Genomic DNA, 19,182 nt, shown 5'->3' with positions numbered 1-19,182 from the left:
TACGGATTCACCATGACTGAGAATCAACAAAAGCGCTCAATCTGGGCCAAGATGCACATCGATCTGCCTTTCCTGCTCTGTATCCTGGCGGTACTGGTCTATAGCGCCATCGTGATGTGGAGCGCCAGCGGCCAGGATATGGGCATGATGGAGCGCAAGATCGGCCAAATCGTGATGGGGTTAGTGGTCATGCTGGTCATGGCACAGATCCCGCCGCGCGTCTATGAGCACTGGGCCCCCTACCTGTATATCTTCTGCGTCATCCTGTTGATCCTGGTGGATGCCTTCGGCCAGATTAGTAAAGGCGCGCAACGCTGGCTGGATCTCGGCTTCGTCCGCTTCCAACCGTCGGAAATCGCCAAGATCGCCGTACCGCTGATGGTGGCCCGCTTCATCAACCGTGATGTCTGTCCCCCCTCGCTCAAGCATACCGGCATCGCCTTGATCCTGATCTTCCTGCCGACCCTGCTGGTCGCCGCCCAACCCGACTTGGGTACCTCGATCTTGGTCGCCGCCTCTGGACTGTTTATCCTGTTCCTCGCCGGCATGAGCTGGCGTCTTATCGGCTTGGCGGTGATCTTGGTCGCCGCCTTCATCCCGGTGTTGTGGTTCTTCTTGATGCATGACTACCAACGCGACCGCGTGATGATGCTGCTCGATCCGGAGAGTGACCCGCTGGGCGCCGGATATCACATCATTCAATCCAAGATCGCCATCGGCTCCGGTGGCTTGAGCGGTAAGGGCTGGCTACACGGCACGCAGTCGCAACTGGAGTTCTTACCAGAGCGCCACACTGACTTTATCTTCGCCGTACTGGCCGAGGAGTTGGGGTTATTCGGCGTGCTGCTGCTGCTGGCGCTATACCTGCTGATCATCATACGCGGCCTGTATATCGCTGCCCGGGCACAGACCACCTTCGGCCGGGTAATGGTCGGCGGTTTAATGTTGATTCTATTCGTTTATGTTTTCGTTAATATCGGGATGGTCAGTGGCATTTTACCCGTGGTTGGCGTACCTTTGCCCCTAGTCAGCTATGGTGGCTCGGCGTTGATCGTCCTGATGGCCGGGTTTGGTATCGTGATGTCGATCCATACCCATCGCAAAATGTTATCCAAAAATCTGTAGAGGTCGCGATGCGAATGGCGCACAAATCCTGGCTCAGTCTGAGCTTGGCCTGCCTGATCCTGGCGGGTTGTACCACCCACGACGACGGCGTGATCCAGGCGCCGCCGCAGCCGGCCTATAACGGGCCCGTCGTCGAGATCCCCGGCATCGAACCGCGCTACGAACCCTATATTCCCAGTGCCAACCAGGATTACAGCCGTAACGGCCAACGTTATACCATCGTCAAGGATCCGAGTAATTTCTCGCAAATCGGCCTGGCGGCGAGCTATGGCGAGGAGAACCGCGGCAATGTCACCGCCAGTGGTGAACAGTTCAATCCGGAGGCGATGACGGCGGCGCACCCGACCTTGCCGATCCCCAGCTATGTACGCGTCACCAACCTGGCTAATGGCCGCCGCTTGGTGGTGCGTATCAACGATCGCGGCCCCTATACCCCTGGGCGGATCATCGATCTATCGACCGCCGCCGCGAATCGTTTAAACCTCACTCAGCATACCAAGGTGCGTATCGATTTTATCAATGTGGCACCGGATGGTACCCTCTCCGGCCCTGGCACCATCGGTACCCGCGTCGCTAAGCAGAGCTACGCTCTGCCAGCCCGTCCGCAGATCGGCATGGCGGAGCCTGCGCTGTCCGTCGCGGCCAGTGCGCCATCCGCAGCCAGCAGCGCCCCCGCACCGGAGCCGGTGAGTCAACCGGCCGGCGCCACCATCGGCAACCCAACACCGGCCAGCCTCGCCGCCAACCATGAACATGACAGCATGCCGCTCAGCGCCCCCGCCAGCCACAGCGGCGGCTTCCTCGGCGCACCACAACCGCTGCGTAGCGGCGTGCTAGAAGAACAACCCCCGGCAGCGACACCGGCAACGGTGAATCCCTCATCCGCAGCGGCCGCGGTAAGCGGCGCCATCGGCGGCCACTACCTGGTGCAGGTGGGCGCGGTCAGTAGCCACACTCGCGCCCAGCAATGGCAACAACAACTCAGCCAACGCTTCGCCGTGCCGGGCAAGGTCGAGGCCAACGGCGCGATCTTCCGTGTCCAGCTCGGGCCGTTCGCCACCCGTAGCGAGGCCAGCGCGCTGCAACACCGCCTATCCAGCGAGGCCGGTCAGCAATCCTTTATCACCAACGCGCCTTAACCTGTCCGTGGCCTACCCCGGTGGGCCACGCAATACTTATACACATATTGCTTGTGTAAAAAACCATTGCCACACTATGCGTTAACGTTGCATCTGCTATAGTGTGGCTCGTTTGTCACTTTTTAATTCACGGATGTTGTAGTCCCCATCATGAAACGCAAAGCTGCTTCTTTAACCCTGAAATACGTTGCCGCCGGCAGCCTGCTGGCCGTGGCTCTCACCGGCGCGGCGCGCGCCGACGATGTCAATCTGAAGACCATGATCCCCGGTGTGCCGCAGATCGATGCCGAAGCCTATATTCTGATCGACTACAACTCCGGCAAGGTTCTGGCCGAACATAACGCCGATGAACGGCGTAACCCGGCCTCGCTGACCAAGATGATGACCAGTTACGTCATCGGTCAGGCGATGAAGGCCGGTAAATTCGGTGAAAATGACGTAGTGACCGTCGGCAAAGATGCTTGGGCGACGGGTAACCCGGTGTTCCAAGGCTCCTCGTTGATGTTCCTCAAGCCGGGCGATCAAGTTTCCGTCGGCAATCTGATCCGCGGCATCAACCTGGTTTCCGGTAACGACGCCTGCGTCGCCATGGCCGACTACGTCGCCGGTAGCCAAGACGCCTTCGTCGGACTGATGAACAACTATGTCAAAGCGCTGGGGCTGCAAAATACGCACTTTGAGACGGTACACGGCCTGGATGCGCCGGGCCAGTTCAGCTCCGCGCGCGACATGGCGTTGATCGGCCAAGCACTGATCCGCGATGTGCCGCACGAATACGCCATCTATAAAGAGAAAGAGTTTACCTATAACAATATCCGTCAGATGAACCGTAACGGTCTGTTGTGGGATACCAGTATGAATGTGGACGGTATCAAGACCGGCCATACCGCCTCTGCCGGCTACAACCTAGTGGCCTCGGCGACAGAAGGCAACATGCGCCTGATCTCCGCCGTGATGGGGGGACGCACCTTTAAAGGGCGCGAAACCGAGAGCAAGAAACTGCTGACCTGGGGCTTCCGCTTCTTCGAAACCGTCTCGCCGCTGAAGGCCGGACGTGAATTCGCCTCCGAACCGGTTTGGTTCGGTGATACCGATCGTGCCCAACTGGGCGTCGATAAAGACGTCTACTTGACCATCCCGCGCGGGCGGATGAAAGATCTTAAGGCCAGTTATGTGCTGAACAGCAACGAACTGGACGCTCCCCTGGCGAAGGATCAGGTGGTCGGCACCATCAACTTCCAACTGGATGGCAAGACCATCGAACAACGCCCATTAGTGGTGTTGAACGAAGTGAAAGAAGGGGGCTTCTTCAGCCGTATGATCGATCACATCAAGCTACTGTTCCATCGCTGGTTTGGTTGATTTCTGGGCGCCAGACTTGAAAATGGCGCCCCGCCCCCCACATACTGTATAAGTCATACTCCCGCCACGGCGGGAGTTATCATTGGTAGAAAGTGCAATACGCTGGAGCTGAGATGAAAACCAAACTGAATGAGCTGCTCGAATTCCCGTGCGAGTTTACCTATAAAGTCATGGGGCTGGCACAGCCTGAGCTGGTCGATCAGGTTGTCGAAGTAGTACAGCGCCATGCGCCGGGCGACTACACCCCGCAGGTGAAGCCGAGTAGCAAGGGAAACTACCACTCGGTTTCCATCACCATCAATGCAACCCATATCGAGCAGGTCGAGACGCTGTACGAAGAGCTGGGCAACATTGAGATCGTCCGCATGGTTCTGTAATTACAGTTAATTAACCAAAATACAGCATTTGTCGCGGCCCGGTACGGCATGATCGCCTTACCGGGCCGCGCTTTTTTGCCCCCGGCCACTGGTGACTGAGGGCGACTCTCGGTATAATGGCCTTACCAATTTTTTAACCTGAAGATGACGCCATTGCAACAACAGACTCTCATACTGCGTCAACTGGGGTTGCAGCCTTATGCGCCGGTATCCCAAGCGATGCATACTTTCACCGATCGCCGCCGCCACGATACCCCAGATGAGTTGTGGTTGGTCGAGCATCCCGCCGTGTTTACCCAAGGGCAAGCCGGCAAGGCCGAGCATCTGCTCAATCCCGGCGATATTCCGGTGATCCAAAGCGATCGTGGCGGTCAGGTCACCTACCATGGGCCCGGCCAGCAAGTGATGTATGTCCTGCTCGATCTGCGCCGCCATCATTGCGGCGTCCGCGACCTGGTCACGGCGCTGGAGGAGAGCGTGGTGCGCACTCTGGGCGAGTGGGACATAGACGCCTACCCGCGTCCCGATGCCCCCGGCGTTTATGTCGATGGCAAGAAGATCTGCTCCCTCGGTCTGCGTATCCGCAAGGGGTGCTCTTTCCATGGCTTAGCGCTGAACATCGCCATGGATCTCGCCCCCTTCCAGCGAATCAATCCCTGTGGCTATGCCGGATTGCAGATGACGCAGGTCAGCGATCTGAAACCCGGCGCCACCCTGGCGCAGATCCAGCCCCGCCTGGTACACCATTTTACCCAACTGCTCGGCTATCATCGGCTCGAGCACAGCCAGTGGAATCCGCAAGATTATGAGTAAACCAATTCAGATGGAGCGTGGCGTCAAATACCGCGACGCCGACAAGATGGCGTTGATCCCGGTAAAATCCGTCGCCGTCGAGCGCGAGCAACTACTGCGTAAGCCGGAATGGATGAAGATCAAACTGCCGGCCGATTCCAGCCGCATTCAGGGCATCAAGGCGGCGATGCGTAAGAATGGCCTACATTCGGTATGCGAAGAAGCCTCCTGCCCCAACTTGGCCGAGTGTTTTAACCACGGCACCGCCACCTTCATGATCCTCGGCGCCATCTGTACCCGTCGTTGCCCGTTCTGCGACGTGGCGCATGGTCGCCCGCTGGCACCGGATGCGCATGAGCCGGAAAAACTGGCTCAAACCATCTCCGACATGGGGTTACGTTACGTGGTGATCACCTCCGTCGATCGCGACGATCTGCGCGACGGCGGCGCCCAGCACTTCGCCGACTGCATCCGTGCCATCCGAGCCAAGAGCCCGCAGATCCGCATCGAAACCCTGGTGCCGGATTTCCGTGGCCGGATGGATCGCGCCCTGGAGATCCTCAGCGCTAATCCGCCGGACGTGTTTAACCACAACCTGGAAAACATTCCGCGTCTCTATCGCCAAGTACGTCCCGGCGCCAATTACGCGTGGTCGCTGCGCCTGTTACAACAGTTTAAACAGTGCCATCCGGATATCCCGACCAAGTCTGGTTTGATGGTTGGGCTGGGCGAGACCAACCAGGAGATCATCGAAGTGATGCGCGATCTGCGCGCGCATGGTGTGACTATGCTGACCCTGGGACAATACCTGCAACCCAGTCGCCATCACCTGCCGGTGCAGCGCTATGTCAGTCCAGATGAGTTCGCCGAAATGAAAGCGGCGGCGTTAGCGATGGGCTTCACTCATGCCGCCTGTGGCCCTTTCGTACGCTCTTCTTACCACGCCGATCTCCAGGCGCAAGGTATCGAGGTCAAGTAAGCACGCTCTACCAGGGCCGCGCGAGGTGCTCAGCTCTGGCGCTATCAATGTAGGCGGTAGCGGGTGGTGACGTAGAGGAGTGACCAGCGCTAACCAGCAAGGGAAGAATGCAGCCCAGCCGATACCTTCTGGCTGTGCGAGCGATAATGACAAAGGGCTGACAGTGTCAGCCCTTTATATTGTCTACGTTGTCGCATGGACAAAACTGGTTACAACTTTGCCCTGTTCCCGCTTCCCCGCGCCCGTCACGCTGACATCGGCTAAGCGGATTACTCTTTATGCTCGACTCGCGGCGTCGCATCATCGTTCGTGTTTTTCTTAGCCGCCGGCGTCTCATCGTTCATCGCCTTCTTAAATCCCTTCAGTGCTGCGCCGAGATCGGAGCCTAGCGTACGCAGCTTATTGGTCCCAAACAGTAAGACGATCAGCACGGCAATAACCAGAAGCTTGGTAATACTAATACCTTCCATAAATACCTTCTTAATGTTGTGTACAGCACCGCTCAGGCGGCTGAAGAAACAGCACCACAGTAAACCTGAGTTATTAACCGTAAAAATGGCTAACGGCGCAAAACCAAGATGTAACAGAGTTAAACGACCCAGGATGACGGCCAGGCTCGCTCACACCAGCGTGGAAGATAAAAAAGACGCCGAGCGCAGATGTGGCCCGGCCTGCATGAGAGGATCAGGGATGATTGATATCGTGCGGCTGTAAAGTCGCCAGGTAAGCATTAAACGCCGCCGCATCGCGCGCTAACGCTTCAATATGGCTCCCCACGATTTTAAACTGGCGTAGTAGGCTATTATTCTCCGGCAACGAACCGAGATCGACCAACTTGCGGGTGAGCTGCTCATTCTGTTGCAGTAACGCCGCCTCGCGTTGACGCGCCTGCGCCAACTGCATGCGCATTCCCTCACACTCTTGCTGCCAGACCTGGCGCTGCTGCTCAAAACTCACTTTCAAATCATCCAGCGCCGCCAATGAATTCCGCAGTTGTACTTCCAAGTCAGACATGACACCTTCCCCCGGACGGCGCGCACCGTCACCGCACCACACCAATACGCTTCTCGTCTACCTCCGCCATCATAGTTAGCTTGGTGAATAAATGCGACCCTTTGCCGGAGGAAGCTGCGGAAATTCAGCGAAAATCCGAATTCTCTCGCGCGATGTTACGGTAACGGATTACCTGCCGCCCGATAAATCTGATACCAAGTCTCACGGCTTAAATTCACGGTGCACGCCTGGCTTATCTGCGCCAGACGTGCCGGATTCATACTCCCCGCGATAACCTGCATCTGCGCCGGATGGCGCAAAATCCACGCCGTCGCCAAGGTCGTCTTACTGACGCCATACTCGGCAGCGATCGTCGCCAACGTTTGGTTAAGCTCGCTAAAGTCAGGGTGATCGAGGAAGACTCCGCTGAACATGCCGAATTGGAACGGCGACCAGACCTGAAGGGTGATGTCGTGCAGACGACAATAGTGCAACACATCGCCGCTACGATCGATGGCCGCCTCACTCTCGACATTCACATTGATGCCGCTGCGCACCATGCCGCCATGCGCGATGCCGAACTGCATCTGGTTGACCCGCAGCGGTTGTGGCAGAAACTTCTGCAACAACGCCAACTGTAGCGGCCCATAGTTAGAGACACCGAACGAGCGCACCTTCCCCTGCTCCACCAGCCGGGCAAAGGCCTCGGCCACTTCTTGCGGCTCAATGAGGGTGTCGGGACGATGTAGCAACAACATATCCAGATAGTCACACTGCAAACGCTGGAGGATGCCATCGACCGAGTCCAGGATATGACGATAGGAACTGTCATAAAATCCGCTGCGAATGCCGCATTTGGATTGGATAAACATCGTCTCACGCCGCGCCCCTTGGGCGCGGACGGCGCGGGCAAAACGCCGTTCACACTCTCCCGCACCGTAAATATCCGCATGGTCGAACACGTTGATCCCCAGTGCCAGCGCCTGATCGATCAGGCTGGCGGCTTGAACGTCATCCAACGTTGTCAAGCGCATGCAGCCTAATGCGATAGCGGATACCTGTGGGCCAGCGGCGCCCAATGTCAGTTGTTTCATCACTCACTCCTGTCTCTGCGGGACGGTACCCGGCGGCTTAGGGTCTCTACCCTATCACGTAGCAAGGAAACACTATGCCACAGTGACCGCCAATCCGCCGCTGACGGCGTAACATTTATCGCACAATCTGTAACAAAGATATACGTTTACCATTATGACAATTTAGTAAAAAGATCATACATTTTTACTCCAGCGCCACACCGCCTGCGATAACGCGGCGCACTAGACAAACGCCGGCACGGAGCTGGCACGGAATCATTGGCCGGGCGAAACGTCGGCCGTCACGGGAGACACACCACATCATGCAAGGGATCTCAGATAAACAACGCGGACTGGCCCTACTGGCCCTACTCATCGCCGTCAATCTCGCCGCCTGGCTATGGGCCTTCATGGCCTTTCACCAACACGCCGTCATGATGAGCGCGGCGCTATTGGCCTATGGCTTCGGCCTACGCCATGCGGTCGATGCCGATCACATCGCCGCCATCGATGCGGTGACACGCAAGCTGATGCAGCAGGGAAAACGTCCACTGGGCGTCGGTGCCTTCTTCTCTCTCGGCCACTCCACCATCGTAGTGCTCGCCTGTCTGGCTATCGTCCTCACCTCGCTTGCCTTCCGCGATCGCATCGATAGCCTGCATCAATACGGAGGGCTGATCGGTACCGCGGTATCGGCGCTGTTCCTGCTGGCCATGGCGCTGCTGAATCTACACATCCTATTCGGCGTCTGGCGCCAATTCCGCCACCTCACCCGGAACGGTGGGCAAGACAGCACGTTGGCGGCCGATATGCCCCTGCCCGGCGGAGTGATGACGCGCCTGTTTCAGCGGACCTTTCGCTTGGTGAACCAGAGTTGGCATATGTACCCGGTCGGCTTCCTATTCGGACTAGGGTTCGATACCGCCACCGAAGTCGGCCTGCTGGGGATCTCAGCCTCCGCCGCCACGCACGGCCTCTCACTCTGGTCGCTGATGATCTTTCCGGCCTTATTCACCGCCGGCATGGCACTAGTCGACTCGCTGGATAATTTTGTCATGGTCGGTGCCTACGGCTGGGCCTTCTCTCACCCCATCCGCAAGCTGTACTATAACATGACCATCACCGCCGCCTCGGTGGGCGTGGCACTGGTGATTGGCGGATTGGAGGCGTTGGGGCTGATCGCCGACAGCCTGCAACTACAGGGGGAATTCTGGCAGTTAATCGGACGCCTCAACGACCAGATGGGCAACGTCGGCTTCTGGGTTATCGGCGGCTTCATTTTGTTCTGGCTACTGTCGCTACTCAACTACCGCTGGCGCGGCTACGATCGCATCGCGACCGCGAGCGTCGAGTAAAGTTACAATTGGTGTCGTGATCTACACCGGCATTCACGCTATGATCCTAGGTCGAACCGCCGCGCCTCGCCGCCGGCGGTCGGACACAGGGAGAAGCGGTCGCTACAGCGGCCAGTGCGAGACACCAGTTCATGACACACACCACGCAACGTATCTCTATGATCTGCATCGGCGTACTGCTGCTGATGCTAGCTGGCTGCTCCAGCCGTCATCATCGACCGGCAGCCAACGATAACCCCAATGCCTACGATGGCATGATCCAGGCGGCAGCGGCGCAATACCGTCTCGACCCCAAGCTGATCAAGGCTATCATCCAGGTGGAATCGTCCTATAATCCCAACGCCGTCAGCCCCTCCAACGCCATCGGGCTGATGCAATTAAAGGCCGATGGTGCAGGTTGCGACGCCTACCGTTACCAGGGAAAGCGCGGCTGCCCGGACCGCGATGAACTGTTCGATCCCGCCACCAACATTCAGCTCGGTGCCGCCTACCTCGGCGCTTTACAAAATCAACAGCTGTACTGGATCAACGATCCTCTCACTCGCCGTTATGCCACCGAGGTAGCCTATGCCAACGGTGCCGGGGCGTTACTGCGCACCTTCTCCTCGAATCGCCAAACGGCCATCGCCATGATCAACCGCCTCAGCCCAGCCGCCTTTCACTGGCATGTACGCCAGCATCATCCTGCCGCCCAGGCACCACGCTATATGCAAAAGGTTGAAACCGCCTACCGCAATCTCTGAGCCAGCGGCGCGACACATATGACCGTCAGGCCGCGGCCTCCTCTCTGGAGAGCGGATAGCATGCCGACGCCTCTCGCCGGACGCCGCGCATCCGCCCCCTCGCAGGCCTACGCCTACTCGGCGAGAGAGGGACGACACAGCGGCACGTTTTCTCGGCAATAAGGACACCAGGTATGGCAACGACTTAACACGCTGTGCAGACGGACGCGAATGCGCCGGCCACAACGGGCGCAAGCGGCATAACGCAATGCCAGCAGCCCTTGCACCGCATTTTCCCGCGCTTCCGTCCCCGTCTCCTCTCGCGCCTGATCGACGCGGGCGGGCAACTTCCTGTGTAACATGCGCGCTTCTCTCCACTCACTCGGCGACGTCAACCACTACACAATCGTAGGCGTTTCTTGTCAACCTTGCCGGAGCAGGTACGCGGAAACGCCGTCACGAATTCCAAGAGGGTCGGCACCTTGAAGGCAGCCAGATGCATCGCACAATGTTCGATCAGCGTCTGGGCCGCTACCTCGGCGCCCGGCATCAGTTGAACGATGGCTTTCACCGCTTGATCGCGCAACGCATCCTCAACCCCGATCACCGCCGCTTCACACACCGCAGGATGGCGCTCCAGTACGCGCTCCACCTCGCTGGAAGCGACGTTTTCTCCTGCGCGCTTAATCAGATTCACCGCCCGATCGACAAAATAGAACCAGCCTTCATCATCGTAATAGCCGGTATCGCCGGTGTACAACCACCCATCCTCGCGCAACAGACGGGCAGTCGCCTGCGGATCGTCATAATAGCCCTTAAACAGGGTGCGACCGGCGACGCCACGCAAGCAGATCTCACCGATCTGATGCGGCGGCAATGGCCGCCCCTGGGCATCGACGATGCGCGCCTGATAGCCCATCCCTGGCCGACCGATCGATGGATAGCGCCGTTCGCGGCCTGGCGTATCGCCGATGGCGCCGACCACCGTCTCGGTCATGCCGTAGGAGTTAAACAACGACACCGCAAAGCGCCGCTCGAATTCGCGCTTCTCCGCCAAGCTGATATTGAGGTAAAAGAACAGATCGCGCAGACAGTGGTGACGTTCCCAGGCACGCACCGGTTGGAGCATCAGCGTGCGGACGATCAATGGAATGGCGTGACTGAAAGTGGCACGATGCAGGCAGATCTGACGCCAGAAGCGACGGGCGCTGTACTTTTCCAACAGGATCAAGGTGCCGCCGGTCATCAGCATCGGCATCGCCGCGCTGCATTGAAAATCGATGTGGAAGTTAGGCATACAGCTCAGATAACGATCGCGCGCCGTCATCTGCCCCTGCCAAGCGGTATAGTGACCGCCAAACAGCAGATTGGCATGGGTCAATTCGACCCCTTTCGGCGCCGAGGTGGTTCCAGAAGTAAATAGGATCTCGGCCACATCGTCACTACTGAGCGCCACCGTGCGGCACAAGGTTTCCGCTTGGACGCCGCGTGCGGTCGTGAAGTCCTGCGCCTGACCCGCTCCCCAGCTCAAGATATGGCGCAGCACAGGGCGAGTGCGGTGATACAGCGGCAAAAACTCCGCCTGACAGACCAAGAGAGAGACACCACAACGCGCTAGCAGATACTCGCACTCCTCGGCGGTATAACCCGTGTTGATCGGCACGGCGATAGCACCGATATAGGCCAAGCCAAACCAACAGAACAAAAACTCCGGGCAGTTGCGCATCTGCAACCCCACCCGCTCCCCTTTCTCGACCCCCAATGACAAGAACAGGTTGGCCGTCTTGACGATCTCCACCTGCATCTGGCGGTAACTGTACTCTTGCGTCGCCCCGTCGCGATCCTCATATACCAAGGCACACTGTTCCCCCTGGTCGCGCGCGCGCGCCTGCCACACATCCCGCAGGGTGGCATCCCCGATCATATCCATAGTCCCTCTCGCTACCGTCATCGCCGACAGGCTATCCCCTGCAATCCACGCACGAGATCCTGCTAGCGAATATAATGCCATATGCTTTATTTATTTCTGACATCAATGATTTTTCCTACCGATAAAATTATAAAATTTGGCGTTAATCACATTCGCAAAATAAATAGTCGAGCAATGATCAGCGGCGAGCGAATAAATACAACAGATACTCAAAACAATTAAACAAACCAGAAACCAGAAAATAACACCCCGATCGACTGTGCCCCGCCCTAGCCGACTAGAAGTAAGAAGATCAAATGGATAGCATCAACATCAAGGGGCGTATACAAGTTTCATCGTTAGCGTAGCGCCTCCCGCATTTCCGACGGATGACAACGCCGTGGGGAATCGCTGGCGAGAGATATTTCCAGCGTGACGCGTGGATAAGGCGAAATAAGAATGGGACGATACTTGGATCGTAAAAATTAATCGTTAAATATTTTTTAATTAAGGCATAGCGGCGGTGATGTTCCGAATGTCTCACTCGCCGCCTGGCGGCATATTCCCCCCCTGTTGGGTGCCGATATGCGACGCCCCGCCACGCGGGGCTATCCCGCCGCGCCGGGCGGCGGGATGTGGCCGAGATTAACGCCCCTTCCAGACCGGTGCGCGTTTTTCGGCGAAGGCCTGCGGCCCCTCCAGCGCGTCCTCGGAGTGCAATACCGCCGGGTAGTGCTTCAGCACGCCGCTACGGGTCAGACGGTAGCCCTCTTCCACCGACAACTCGGCGGTGGCGCGGAAGATCTCCTTCAGAGCCGCCAGCGCCAACGGCGCGCTCTCAGCCACCTGCTGCGCCAGCTCTCGCGCCGTCGCCATCAGGTTAGCGTTCGGCACCACCCGATTGACGATACCCCAGCGCAACGCTTCTTCTGCCTCCATACGCCGTCCACTCATCATCATCTCGCAGGCGATCGCCGGGGGAAGGCACTTCGGCAGACGCAACATGCCGCCACTGTCCGGTACGATACCCAGCTTCGCTTCCGGCAGGGCGAAACAGGCGTTCTCGGCGCACACGATCATGTCAGCCGCTAATGCCAGCTCGAAACCGCCGCCGAAGGCGTAGCCGTTCACCGCCGCGATCACTGGCTTATCCAGATCGAACAACTCCGTCAGGCCGGCGAAACCGCCCGGACCGAAATCCGCGTCGGGGGCCTCGCCCTCAGCCGCAGCTTTCAGATCCCAACCGGCAGAGAAGAAGCGCTCACCAGCGCCGGTGATGATGGCGACCCGTAGCGTCGGATCGTCACGAAAAGCGATAAACGCCTCACCCATCGCCAGGCTGGTCTTGGCATCAATGGCATTGGCTTTGGGGCGGTTTAGCGTAATTTCCAGAATTGCGCCGTTGCGTTCTAGCTGTAATGACTCGCTCATCCTCATACTCCATTCCGATTTTAACAGGGTTATCGCACCGGCTTTCTGCCCTGGAGTCGAGGCCGGAGATCGCCTCCCACGACACGCGACTCCGATGCGGCCTAACATAAACTTTTCTTAATCACCTTGCCCGAACAGCTGCGCGGTAGGCTGTCGCGGATCTCCAGGAAGGAAGGCACTTTAAACTTGGCCATCCGCATCTCGCAGAAAGCGAAAAATTCCGCCTCGCTTAACGTCTCACCAGGGTTGAGCACGACCACCGCCTTGATCGCCTCATCGCGCAGCGAGTCTTTCAGCCCGACCACCGCCACATCCATGATCTTGGGGTGGCTAGCCAGGATATTCTCGATCTCTACACAGGAGATGTTCTCTCCGCAGCGTTTGATCATGTTGCAGCTACGATCGACAAAGTAGAAAAAGCCCTCGTCGTCGCAATAGGCATAGTCGCCAGTACGTAGCCAGCCGTCGGCGCGTAATACCCGCGCCGTCTCCTGCGGCAAGCCGTAATACTCCTTAAACAGTGTCTTGCCGGGAATACCGCGTACCCACAGCTCGCCAGTCTCACCAACGCTCAACGCCTGCCCCTCAGGACCGCGGATCGCTGCCTCGTAGCCCATTCCGACTCGACCGATGGACGGCCAGCGCCGTTTGTCGCCGGGCCGATCACCGATGAGGCCGACGATGGTTTCCGTCATGCCGTAGGAGGTCAACAGACGTACGCCAAAGCGCTGGACAAAGGCGTCTTTCTCCTCGCTGGACAAGTTGAGGTAGAACAGCACCTCACGCAGGCAGTGGTTACGCTCCCAAGGCATCACCGGCTGCATCATCAAGGTCTTGATCATCAGCGGAATACACTCGGTCAGCGTCGCACGGTACTTGCACACCTGGCCCCAAAAGGCACGCGCGCTGTACTTTTCCAACAGCACCAGGGTCGCTCCGGCGCTAAAGGCCGCCATCGCCACGGTACACTGGCAATCGATGTGGTAGGCGGGCATCGCCGTCAGATAGACGTCATCGGCGCGCAACGCGCATTGCCAGGCGGTGTAGTAACCGGCGAACAGCAAATTATAGTGAGTGATCACCACGCCCTTCGGTGCCGAGGTGGTACCGGAGGTAAACAGGATCTCGGCGGTATCCAGCGCGCTGAGCACCGGGGCGTGCAGCAGTTGGGGCGGTTGCTGCGCCAGCAGCGTCGGGAAATCCCAGCAACCGTCGGCAGGCAAGCTCGCTCGGTCGCCGTCGATCAGCAGGACCCCCTGCAAGGGAGAGTCCACCTCCTGACGCAAACACGCATAGGCGGGATAGGCTGCCTGACTGGTTACCACCAAGCGGGCGTCGCATTGGGCGATGATAAAGGCACACTCATCGTGTAGCAGATTGGCGTTAATCGGTACGACCACCGCCCCGATCTTCGCCAGACCGAACCAACAGAAGATAAACTCGGCACAGTTGTTTAGATGCAACGCCACCCGCTCGCCCGGTTCGACGCCCAGGGTCAGAAACAGGTTAGCCGTGCGATTGATCTCCTCGTTCAGCCGCGCATAACTATAACTGCGCGCCTCGCCTCGCAGATCTTCGACGATCAGTGCGGTCTTCTCCCCATGCATCTGTGCCAGATCGTCCCACGCCTGACGCAGATGGCGTTCTCCTATCATGTCCATACGCTACCGCCCTTGCTTCTATACCGTCGTCGCCCGCCTGAAACGAGCGACGAGCTTCACTGCTGGTGTTATTTGCCGGTCTTCGCCAGCCCTTTCTCGACCAACGCATCGATCGCTGCCTGGTCATAACCGATGCTGTTCAGAATCGCAGCGGTATCCATGCCGTGGTTCGGCATACCGCGCCAGATCTGACCGGGGTTGTTCTTGAACTTCGGCATCACGTTCGGCCCCTTACAGGTGTGGCCATCGATAGCCTGCCAAGTGGTGATGGACTCGCGCGCCACATACTGCGGGTTGCTCTCCAACTCATCCACATTGAGCACCTTGGCACAGGCGATCTTCAGTTCGGCGAAGCGCGCCTGCACCTCGGCAATGGTATGCTGTGCCAGCCAAGCATCCAGCTTCTCTTCTACCAGCTCGCCGTGCGGGCATTCGATGCGATGGATCAGTTGGGTGCCTTCCGGGATCGCCGGGGTATCCAACAGATGAGCCAGGCCGATATCGCCGAACAATTCGCGGATCTGGTTGATACCTACCAGCTCCATCACGATGTAACCGTCGCTACAGCGATAGAGACCGCAGCCGGCGTAGTAGGGATCTTTCCCCTTGGTCATACGCGGGCACATCTCACCGCCATTGAAGTAGTCCATCATGAAATACTGCCCCATGCGCAACATCACTTCATACATCGCTACGTCGATGCTTTCGCCGACGCCGGTCTGCTGTGCTTTGTACAGCGCGGCGAGAGCAGCAGTGGTCACCGTCATACCGGAAAAGTAGTCGGCAGTGTAAGGGAAGGCGGGCATCGGCTGATCTTTATCGCCGTTCTGGATCAGGTAGCCGCTGAACGCCTGGGCGATGGTGTTATAGGCGGCCAGGTTGGTGTACTCCGGCGTGCCATACTGGCCGAAGCCGGACAAGTGGGCGATCACCAGTTTCTTGTTACGCTCCCACAGCACCTCATCGGTGATGCCGCGGCGGGCGAAGGCCGGCCCTTTACTGGCTTCGATGAAGATATCGGTGGTCTCCATCAGGCGCAGGAAGGCTTCGCGTCCCTCATCCTTGAAAATGTTCAGCGACAACGCATGCAAGTTGCGGCGTGACAGCTGCGGGTAATTGGGTTGCACCCGGATGGTGTCCGCATAGGCGACGTTCTCGATCCAGATGACTTCTGCCCCCCACTCGGCAAACATTTGCCCGGCAAAGGGACCGGCGATCTCGATGCCGGAAAATACGACGCGTAGGCCAGAAAGCGGGCCAAATTTGGGCATGGACAGACGGTCAGACATAGCGTGATCCTTCTTTTGCAAAAATCAGCGGGCCCGAGGGCGGAGCCTCCGCTCCGGGCATCATGGCGCACAGACGGCCGCCGCGGCGGCCGTCATTGACGTTTAGCGATACTGCTTCAGTACCGCACGCCCCAGGGTCAGGATCTGCATCTCGTCGGAACCGCCAGAGACACGATCCACGCGCAGGTCGCGCCAGAAGCGGGTGATGCGGTGATCGCCGGCGATCCCTACCCCACCCAGCACTTGCATCGCCGTGTCTACCACCTCGAAGGCGGCGTTGGCGCAGAAGTACTTACACATCGCTGCATCGCCGGAGGTCATCAGGCCGTTGTCGCTCTTCCAAGCCGCTTCCAGCAGCATGTTTTTCATCGAGTTCAACTTGATGGCCATATGGGCGAACTTCTCTTGGATCAGTTGGAAACGGCCAATGGTTTCGCCGAACTGTACACGCTGGTTTGCGTAGCGTGCCGCATCCTCGAAGGCGCACATCGCGGTACCATAGTTGGTCAGAGCAACCAGGAAGCGCTCATGGTCAAACTCCTCCTTCACGCGGTTAAAGCCATTGCCTTCGCGGCCAAACAGATCCTTCTCCTCCAGTTCGACGTTGTCGAATACCACTTCGCAGCAGCTGTCCATACGCAGGCCCAGCTTCTCTAGCTTGTTGACCTTGATACCCGGCAGGCTCATGTCGACAAACCACTCGGAGTAGATGGCCTTCTCCGGTGACGCGCCGTCACGCGCCATCACCACCAGGTACGGGGTGTAGGCGCTGCTGGTGATGAAGCACTTGCTGCCGTTAAGGTAGACCTTGCCGTTTTTACGGGTGTAGGTGGTTTGCAGGCTACCGACGTCGGAGCCCGCGCCCGGTTCGGTGATCGCCGAGTTCCACATCTGCTTACCGGTACCACGGAAGGCCATGATGCGATCGATCTGCTCCGGGGTGCCTTCGCGCAGAACGGTGTTAAAGCCACCCGGTAACTGATACAGCACATAGGTCGGTGCGCCCAGGCGTCCCAGTTCCATCCAGACCGCAGCCAAGGTAACGAAGCCGGCGTCCAGGCCGCCCTGATCTTCCGGCAACAGCAGTGAGTCGATGCCCATGTCCGCTAAAGCCTTGACGAAGCGTTCGGGATATTCGCTGTTGCGATCGCACTCGGCGAAATAGGCCTCCCAGTTTTCCTGTGCCATCAAATCGCGAATCCCGGCAACGAACAGTTCCTGTTCGTCAGTCAGTGTAAAATCCATGTGTCAGACCTCTTGGTTGGCAGTTAACGGTTTAATATTTCCAGTACGTGGACTTGGCATCTTTCAGGAAAGATATTGTTATCAATATGTTGACAAAGAATAGTGGGCAGCCGCCGGCGATAATCGCCGTCTGAATCGGCTTCAGTCCGCCCAGAGCCAGCAGGATGATGCCGATGATGCCGACCAGCACAGACCAGCCCACACGAACCCAAATCGGCGGCTCTTGATAACCACTGGCCTCTTTACAGGTCGACATGGCCAGGGTGTAGGAGCAGGCGTTGATCAGGGTCACGGTAGCGATGAAGCACAGGATGAAGAACGCCCACATCGTCGCCGTACTCAGCGGCAGCGCGGCCCAGGTTTCGATGATGGCGCGGGCCACCCCGTGAGACTCGATGGTTTTCGGCAGATCGATCACGCTGTTGTTCATCAGCGACAGGGTGTTACTGCCCAGGATAGTCCACAGCAACCAGGTGGAGGCGGTCAGGCCGCCGACCATCCCTAGGCACAACTGGCGGACGGTACGTCCCTTGGAGATACGGGCCAAGAAGATACACATCTGAATGCCGTAGACGATCCACCATGCCCAATAGAACACGGTCCAGGCCTGCGGGAAGCCAGTCTTGCCGACCGCGTCGGTATAGAACAGCATGCGGCCAACGTTCATCAGCAACACCCCGACTGAGTCGGTGAAGTAGTTCACGGTGAAGCTGGTGGCCCCGATGATCAGTACCCAGGCCAGAATGATGATGCTCAGGTAGTTACGCACATCACTGGCGACTTTGACGCCCTTCTGGAGACCGAAAGCGACGCACACGGCGTTAAACACGATCCAGCAGCAGATGATCAACGCATCCAGCTCTAGCGTATGCGGCACGCCGAACAGGTATTGAATGCATTCGGTTACCAGCGGTGTCGCCAGACCCAGACTGGTCCCCATCGCCAGGATCAGCGCCACCAGGTACAGGTTGTCCACCACGATGCCGAACAGGCCGTTACAACGCTTCTCCCCCATTAGGGCGACCAGGGTGCCGCTGGGGCGTACCACACTGATCTTACGGACAAACAGGAAGTAACCGAAGGCGACCGCCAGGAAGCTGTAGGTTGCCCAGGGCAACGGTCCCCAGTGGAACAGGCTATAAGCCAAGCCCATCTCTTTGGCCGCGTTGGAGAACGGCGTCAGGCCGAAGGGCGGCGTGGCGACGTAGTAATAGATCTCGATGGAGCCCCAGAACAATACCGCCGCCGATGTACAGGAGGCGAACATCATGAAGATCCAGCTGACGGTGCTGAATTCCGGTGCCTCATCCCCGAGGCGACGCTGAGCGAAGGGCCCAAAGATCAGCCAAAACCATCCCCCCAACATTACCACCATGTACCATTCGAACGCCCAACCCCATGTGTAGGTGATGTAGTTAAATACCGAGTTAATCACCGCGTTGGACGCATCCAAATCACGAATGGTGAGATAACAAAGTAACGCGACAATAATCAGTGAAGGGAAAAAGACTTTCGGCTCTATCCCTGTTTTCCGTTTGCTATTTTCTGTCTGCATTTGCGTTTCTTCCCCTCATAGCAAGGCCTGGCCTGCCATGACCACGTTAAGTGTAAAGGTTCTGAATAAGTCACGTTAGCGCAGATATAACTCGGCGTAGCGCGACATGAGTCTCTCTATTATTTGAGATAAAAAAGCAATTGATTACCAAATTACTAATATTACATTTCTCAAC

18 protein-coding genes are annotated in these 19,182 nt (G+C 58.0%); 8 read left to right on the top strand and 10 right to left on the bottom strand.

What is annotated here, in order from left to right; translation table 11 throughout:
• The first annotated feature begins 12 nt into the window (after positions 1-12).
• From mrdB to lipA, 6 genes are all read left to right on the top strand, one after another.
• Entirely contained in the window at positions 13-1,125 is a 1,113-nt protein-coding gene (mrdB, locus tag EHO01S_RS06375; protein WP_024523174.1) for a peptidoglycan glycosyltransferase MrdB, read from the top strand.
• An 8-nt stretch (positions 1,126-1,133) separates the two neighbouring features.
• The gene (gene rlpA / locus EHO01S_RS06370; RefSeq protein ID WP_035370284.1) at positions 1,134-2,264 is read left to right on the top strand and encodes an endolytic peptidoglycan transglycosylase RlpA; all 1,131 of its coding nucleotides are present in this window, start codon (positions 1,134-1,136) and stop codon (positions 2,262-2,264) included.
• Between the two features lie 150 nt (positions 2,265-2,414).
• Complete coding sequence (dacA, locus tag EHO01S_RS06365; protein WP_024523172.1) at positions 2,415-3,626, top strand: D-alanyl-D-alanine carboxypeptidase DacA; 1,212 nt, start codon at positions 2,415-2,417, stop codon at positions 3,624-3,626.
• Between the two features lie 113 nt (positions 3,627-3,739).
• Positions 3,740-4,003, top strand: coding sequence for a DUF493 family protein YbeD (gene ybeD / locus EHO01S_RS06360; RefSeq protein WP_012849475.1), 264 nt, complete (start codon positions 3,740-3,742; stop codon positions 4,001-4,003).
• A 144-nt stretch (positions 4,004-4,147) separates the two neighbouring features.
• Positions 4,148-4,816: a lipoyl(octanoyl) transferase LipB gene (lipB, locus tag EHO01S_RS06355; protein WP_035370281.1), complete on the top strand. Its 669-nt coding sequence runs from the start codon at positions 4,148-4,150 to the stop codon at positions 4,814-4,816.
• Positions 4,809-5,774, top strand: coding sequence for a lipoyl synthase (gene lipA, locus EHO01S_RS06350; RefSeq protein ID WP_024523170.1), 966 nt, complete (start codon positions 4,809-4,811; stop codon positions 5,772-5,774). Before lipB ends, lipA begins: the two co-directional genes overlap by 8 nt.
• 269 nt (positions 5,775-6,043) lie before the next feature.
• Here lipA and tatE read toward each other — a convergent pair whose 3' ends face one another.
• From tatE to EHO01S_RS06335, 3 genes are all read right to left on the bottom strand, one after another.
• Positions 6,044-6,244, bottom strand: a complete 201-nt coding sequence (tatE, locus tag EHO01S_RS06345; protein WP_024523169.1) for a twin-arginine translocase subunit TatE — start codon at positions 6,242-6,244, stop codon at positions 6,044-6,046.
• Positions 6,245-6,458: 214 nt separating this feature from the next.
• Positions 6,459-6,788 (bottom strand): hypothetical protein, encoded by a 330-nt coding sequence (locus EHO01S_RS06340; protein ID WP_024523168.1) that lies wholly within the window; start codon positions 6,786-6,788, stop codon positions 6,459-6,461.
• Positions 6,789-6,943: 155 nt separating this feature from the next.
• On the bottom strand, positions 6,944-7,861 hold the full coding sequence (locus tag EHO01S_RS06335; RefSeq protein ID WP_024523167.1) for an aldo/keto reductase: 918 nt from the start codon (positions 7,859-7,861) through the stop codon (positions 6,944-6,946).
• 302 nt (positions 7,862-8,163) lie between these two features.
• Here EHO01S_RS06335 and EHO01S_RS06330 point away from each other — a divergent pair, with 302 nt between their 5' ends.
• Together EHO01S_RS06330 and EHO01S_RS06325 are read left to right on the top strand one after the other, a co-directional pair.
• On the top strand, positions 8,164-9,195 hold the full coding sequence (locus tag EHO01S_RS06330) for a HoxN/HupN/NixA family nickel/cobalt transporter (protein WP_024523166.1): 1,032 nt from the start codon (positions 8,164-8,166) through the stop codon (positions 9,193-9,195).
• 131 nt (positions 9,196-9,326) lie between these two features.
• Positions 9,327-9,938: a transglycosylase SLT domain-containing protein gene (locus tag EHO01S_RS06325; RefSeq protein ID WP_024523165.1), complete on the top strand. Its 612-nt coding sequence runs from the start codon at positions 9,327-9,329 to the stop codon at positions 9,936-9,938.
• A gap of 113 nt (positions 9,939-10,051) precedes the next feature.
• Here the strand turns inward: EHO01S_RS06325 and EHO01S_RS18210 are convergent, their stop codons facing one another.
• From EHO01S_RS18210 to caiT, 7 genes are all read right to left on the bottom strand, one after another.
• On the bottom strand, positions 10,052-10,279 hold the full coding sequence (locus tag EHO01S_RS18210) for a formamidopyrimidine-DNA glycosylase (RefSeq protein ID WP_232238236.1): 228 nt from the start codon (positions 10,277-10,279) through the stop codon (positions 10,052-10,054).
• A gap of 29 nt (positions 10,280-10,308) precedes the next feature.
• Positions 10,309-11,847 (bottom strand): crotonobetaine/carnitine-CoA ligase, encoded by a 1,539-nt coding sequence (caiC, locus tag EHO01S_RS06320; protein ID WP_024523164.1) that lies wholly within the window; start codon positions 11,845-11,847, stop codon positions 10,309-10,311.
• Positions 11,848-12,471: 624 nt separating this feature from the next.
• Complete coding sequence (gene caiD, locus EHO01S_RS06315; RefSeq protein WP_024523163.1) at positions 12,472-13,257, bottom strand: crotonobetainyl-CoA hydratase; 786 nt, start codon at positions 13,255-13,257, stop codon at positions 12,472-12,474.
• Positions 13,258-13,358: 101 nt separating this feature from the next.
• Positions 13,359-14,918 (bottom strand): crotonobetaine/carnitine-CoA ligase, encoded by a 1,560-nt coding sequence (caiC, locus tag EHO01S_RS06310; RefSeq protein WP_024523162.1) that lies wholly within the window; start codon positions 14,916-14,918, stop codon positions 13,359-13,361.
• A 68-nt stretch (positions 14,919-14,986) separates the two neighbouring features.
• Positions 14,987-16,207 (bottom strand): L-carnitine CoA-transferase, encoded by a 1,221-nt coding sequence (caiB, locus tag EHO01S_RS06305; RefSeq protein ID WP_024523161.1) that lies wholly within the window; start codon positions 16,205-16,207, stop codon positions 14,987-14,989.
• Positions 16,208-16,309: 102 nt separating this feature from the next.
• The gene (gene caiA / locus EHO01S_RS06300; RefSeq protein WP_024523160.1) at positions 16,310-17,452 is read right to left on the bottom strand and encodes a crotonobetainyl-CoA dehydrogenase; all 1,143 of its coding nucleotides are present in this window, start codon (positions 17,450-17,452) and stop codon (positions 16,310-16,312) included.
• Between the two features lie 31 nt (positions 17,453-17,483).
• Entirely contained in the window at positions 17,484-19,007 is a 1,524-nt protein-coding gene (gene caiT / locus EHO01S_RS06295; RefSeq protein ID WP_024523159.1) for an L-carnitine/gamma-butyrobetaine antiporter, read from the bottom strand.
• Between the last annotated feature and the right edge of the window lie 175 nt (positions 19,008-19,182).

This window comes from Edwardsiella hoshinae NBRC 105699 = ATCC 33379 (assembly GCF_000474215.1).
Lineage (GTDB): Bacteria > Pseudomonadota > Gammaproteobacteria > Enterobacterales > Enterobacteriaceae > Edwardsiella > Edwardsiella hoshinae.
The sequence above is the reverse complement of the archived record's forward strand: the minus strand, read 5'-3'. Positions and strand labels throughout refer to the sequence as shown.

Bases quoted from the DNA above. Each gene is read 5' to 3' on its own strand.
- mrdB (WP_024523174.1), top strand. From the start codon at position 13: ATGACTGAGAATCAACAAAAGCGCTCAATCTGGGCCAAGATGCACATC.
- rlpA (WP_035370284.1), top strand. From the start codon at position 1,134: ATGCGAATGGCGCACAAATCCTGGCTCAGTCTGAGCTTGGCCTGCCTG.
- dacA (WP_024523172.1), top strand. From the start codon at position 2,415: ATGAAACGCAAAGCTGCTTCTTTAACCCTGAAATACGTTGCCGCCGGC.
- ybeD (WP_012849475.1), top strand. From the start codon at position 3,740: ATGAAAACCAAACTGAATGAGCTGCTCGAATTCCCGTGCGAGTTTACC.
- lipB (WP_035370281.1), top strand. From the start codon at position 4,148: ATGACGCCATTGCAACAACAGACTCTCATACTGCGTCAACTGGGGTTG.
- lipA (WP_024523170.1), top strand. From the start codon at position 4,809: ATGAGTAAACCAATTCAGATGGAGCGTGGCGTCAAATACCGCGACGCC.
- tatE (WP_024523169.1), bottom strand. From the start codon at position 6,244: ATGGAAGGTATTAGTATTACCAAGCTTCTGGTTATTGCCGTGCTGATC.
- EHO01S_RS06340 (WP_024523168.1), bottom strand. From the start codon at position 6,788: ATGTCTGACTTGGAAGTACAACTGCGGAATTCATTGGCGGCGCTGGAT.
- EHO01S_RS06335 (WP_024523167.1), bottom strand. From the start codon at position 7,861: ATGAAACAACTGACATTGGGCGCCGCTGGCCCACAGGTATCCGCTATC.
- EHO01S_RS06330 (WP_024523166.1), top strand. From the start codon at position 8,164: ATGCAAGGGATCTCAGATAAACAACGCGGACTGGCCCTACTGGCCCTA.
- EHO01S_RS06325 (WP_024523165.1), top strand. From the start codon at position 9,327: ATGACACACACCACGCAACGTATCTCTATGATCTGCATCGGCGTACTG.
- EHO01S_RS18210 (WP_232238236.1), bottom strand. From the start codon at position 10,279: ATGTTACACAGGAAGTTGCCCGCCCGCGTCGATCAGGCGCGAGAGGAG.
- caiC (WP_024523164.1), bottom strand. From the start codon at position 11,847: ATGGATATGATCGGGGATGCCACCCTGCGGGATGTGTGGCAGGCGCGC.
- caiD (WP_024523163.1), bottom strand. From the start codon at position 13,257: ATGAGCGAGTCATTACAGCTAGAACGCAACGGCGCAATTCTGGAAATT.
- caiC (WP_024523162.1), bottom strand. From the start codon at position 14,918: ATGGACATGATAGGAGAACGCCATCTGCGTCAGGCGTGGGACGATCTG.
- caiB (WP_024523161.1), bottom strand. From the start codon at position 16,207: ATGTCTGACCGTCTGTCCATGCCCAAATTTGGCCCGCTTTCTGGCCTA.
- caiA (WP_024523160.1), bottom strand. From the start codon at position 17,452: ATGGATTTTACACTGACTGACGAACAGGAACTGTTCGTTGCCGGGATT.
- caiT (WP_024523159.1), bottom strand. From the start codon at position 19,007: ATGCAGACAGAAAATAGCAAACGGAAAACAGGGATAGAGCCGAAAGTC.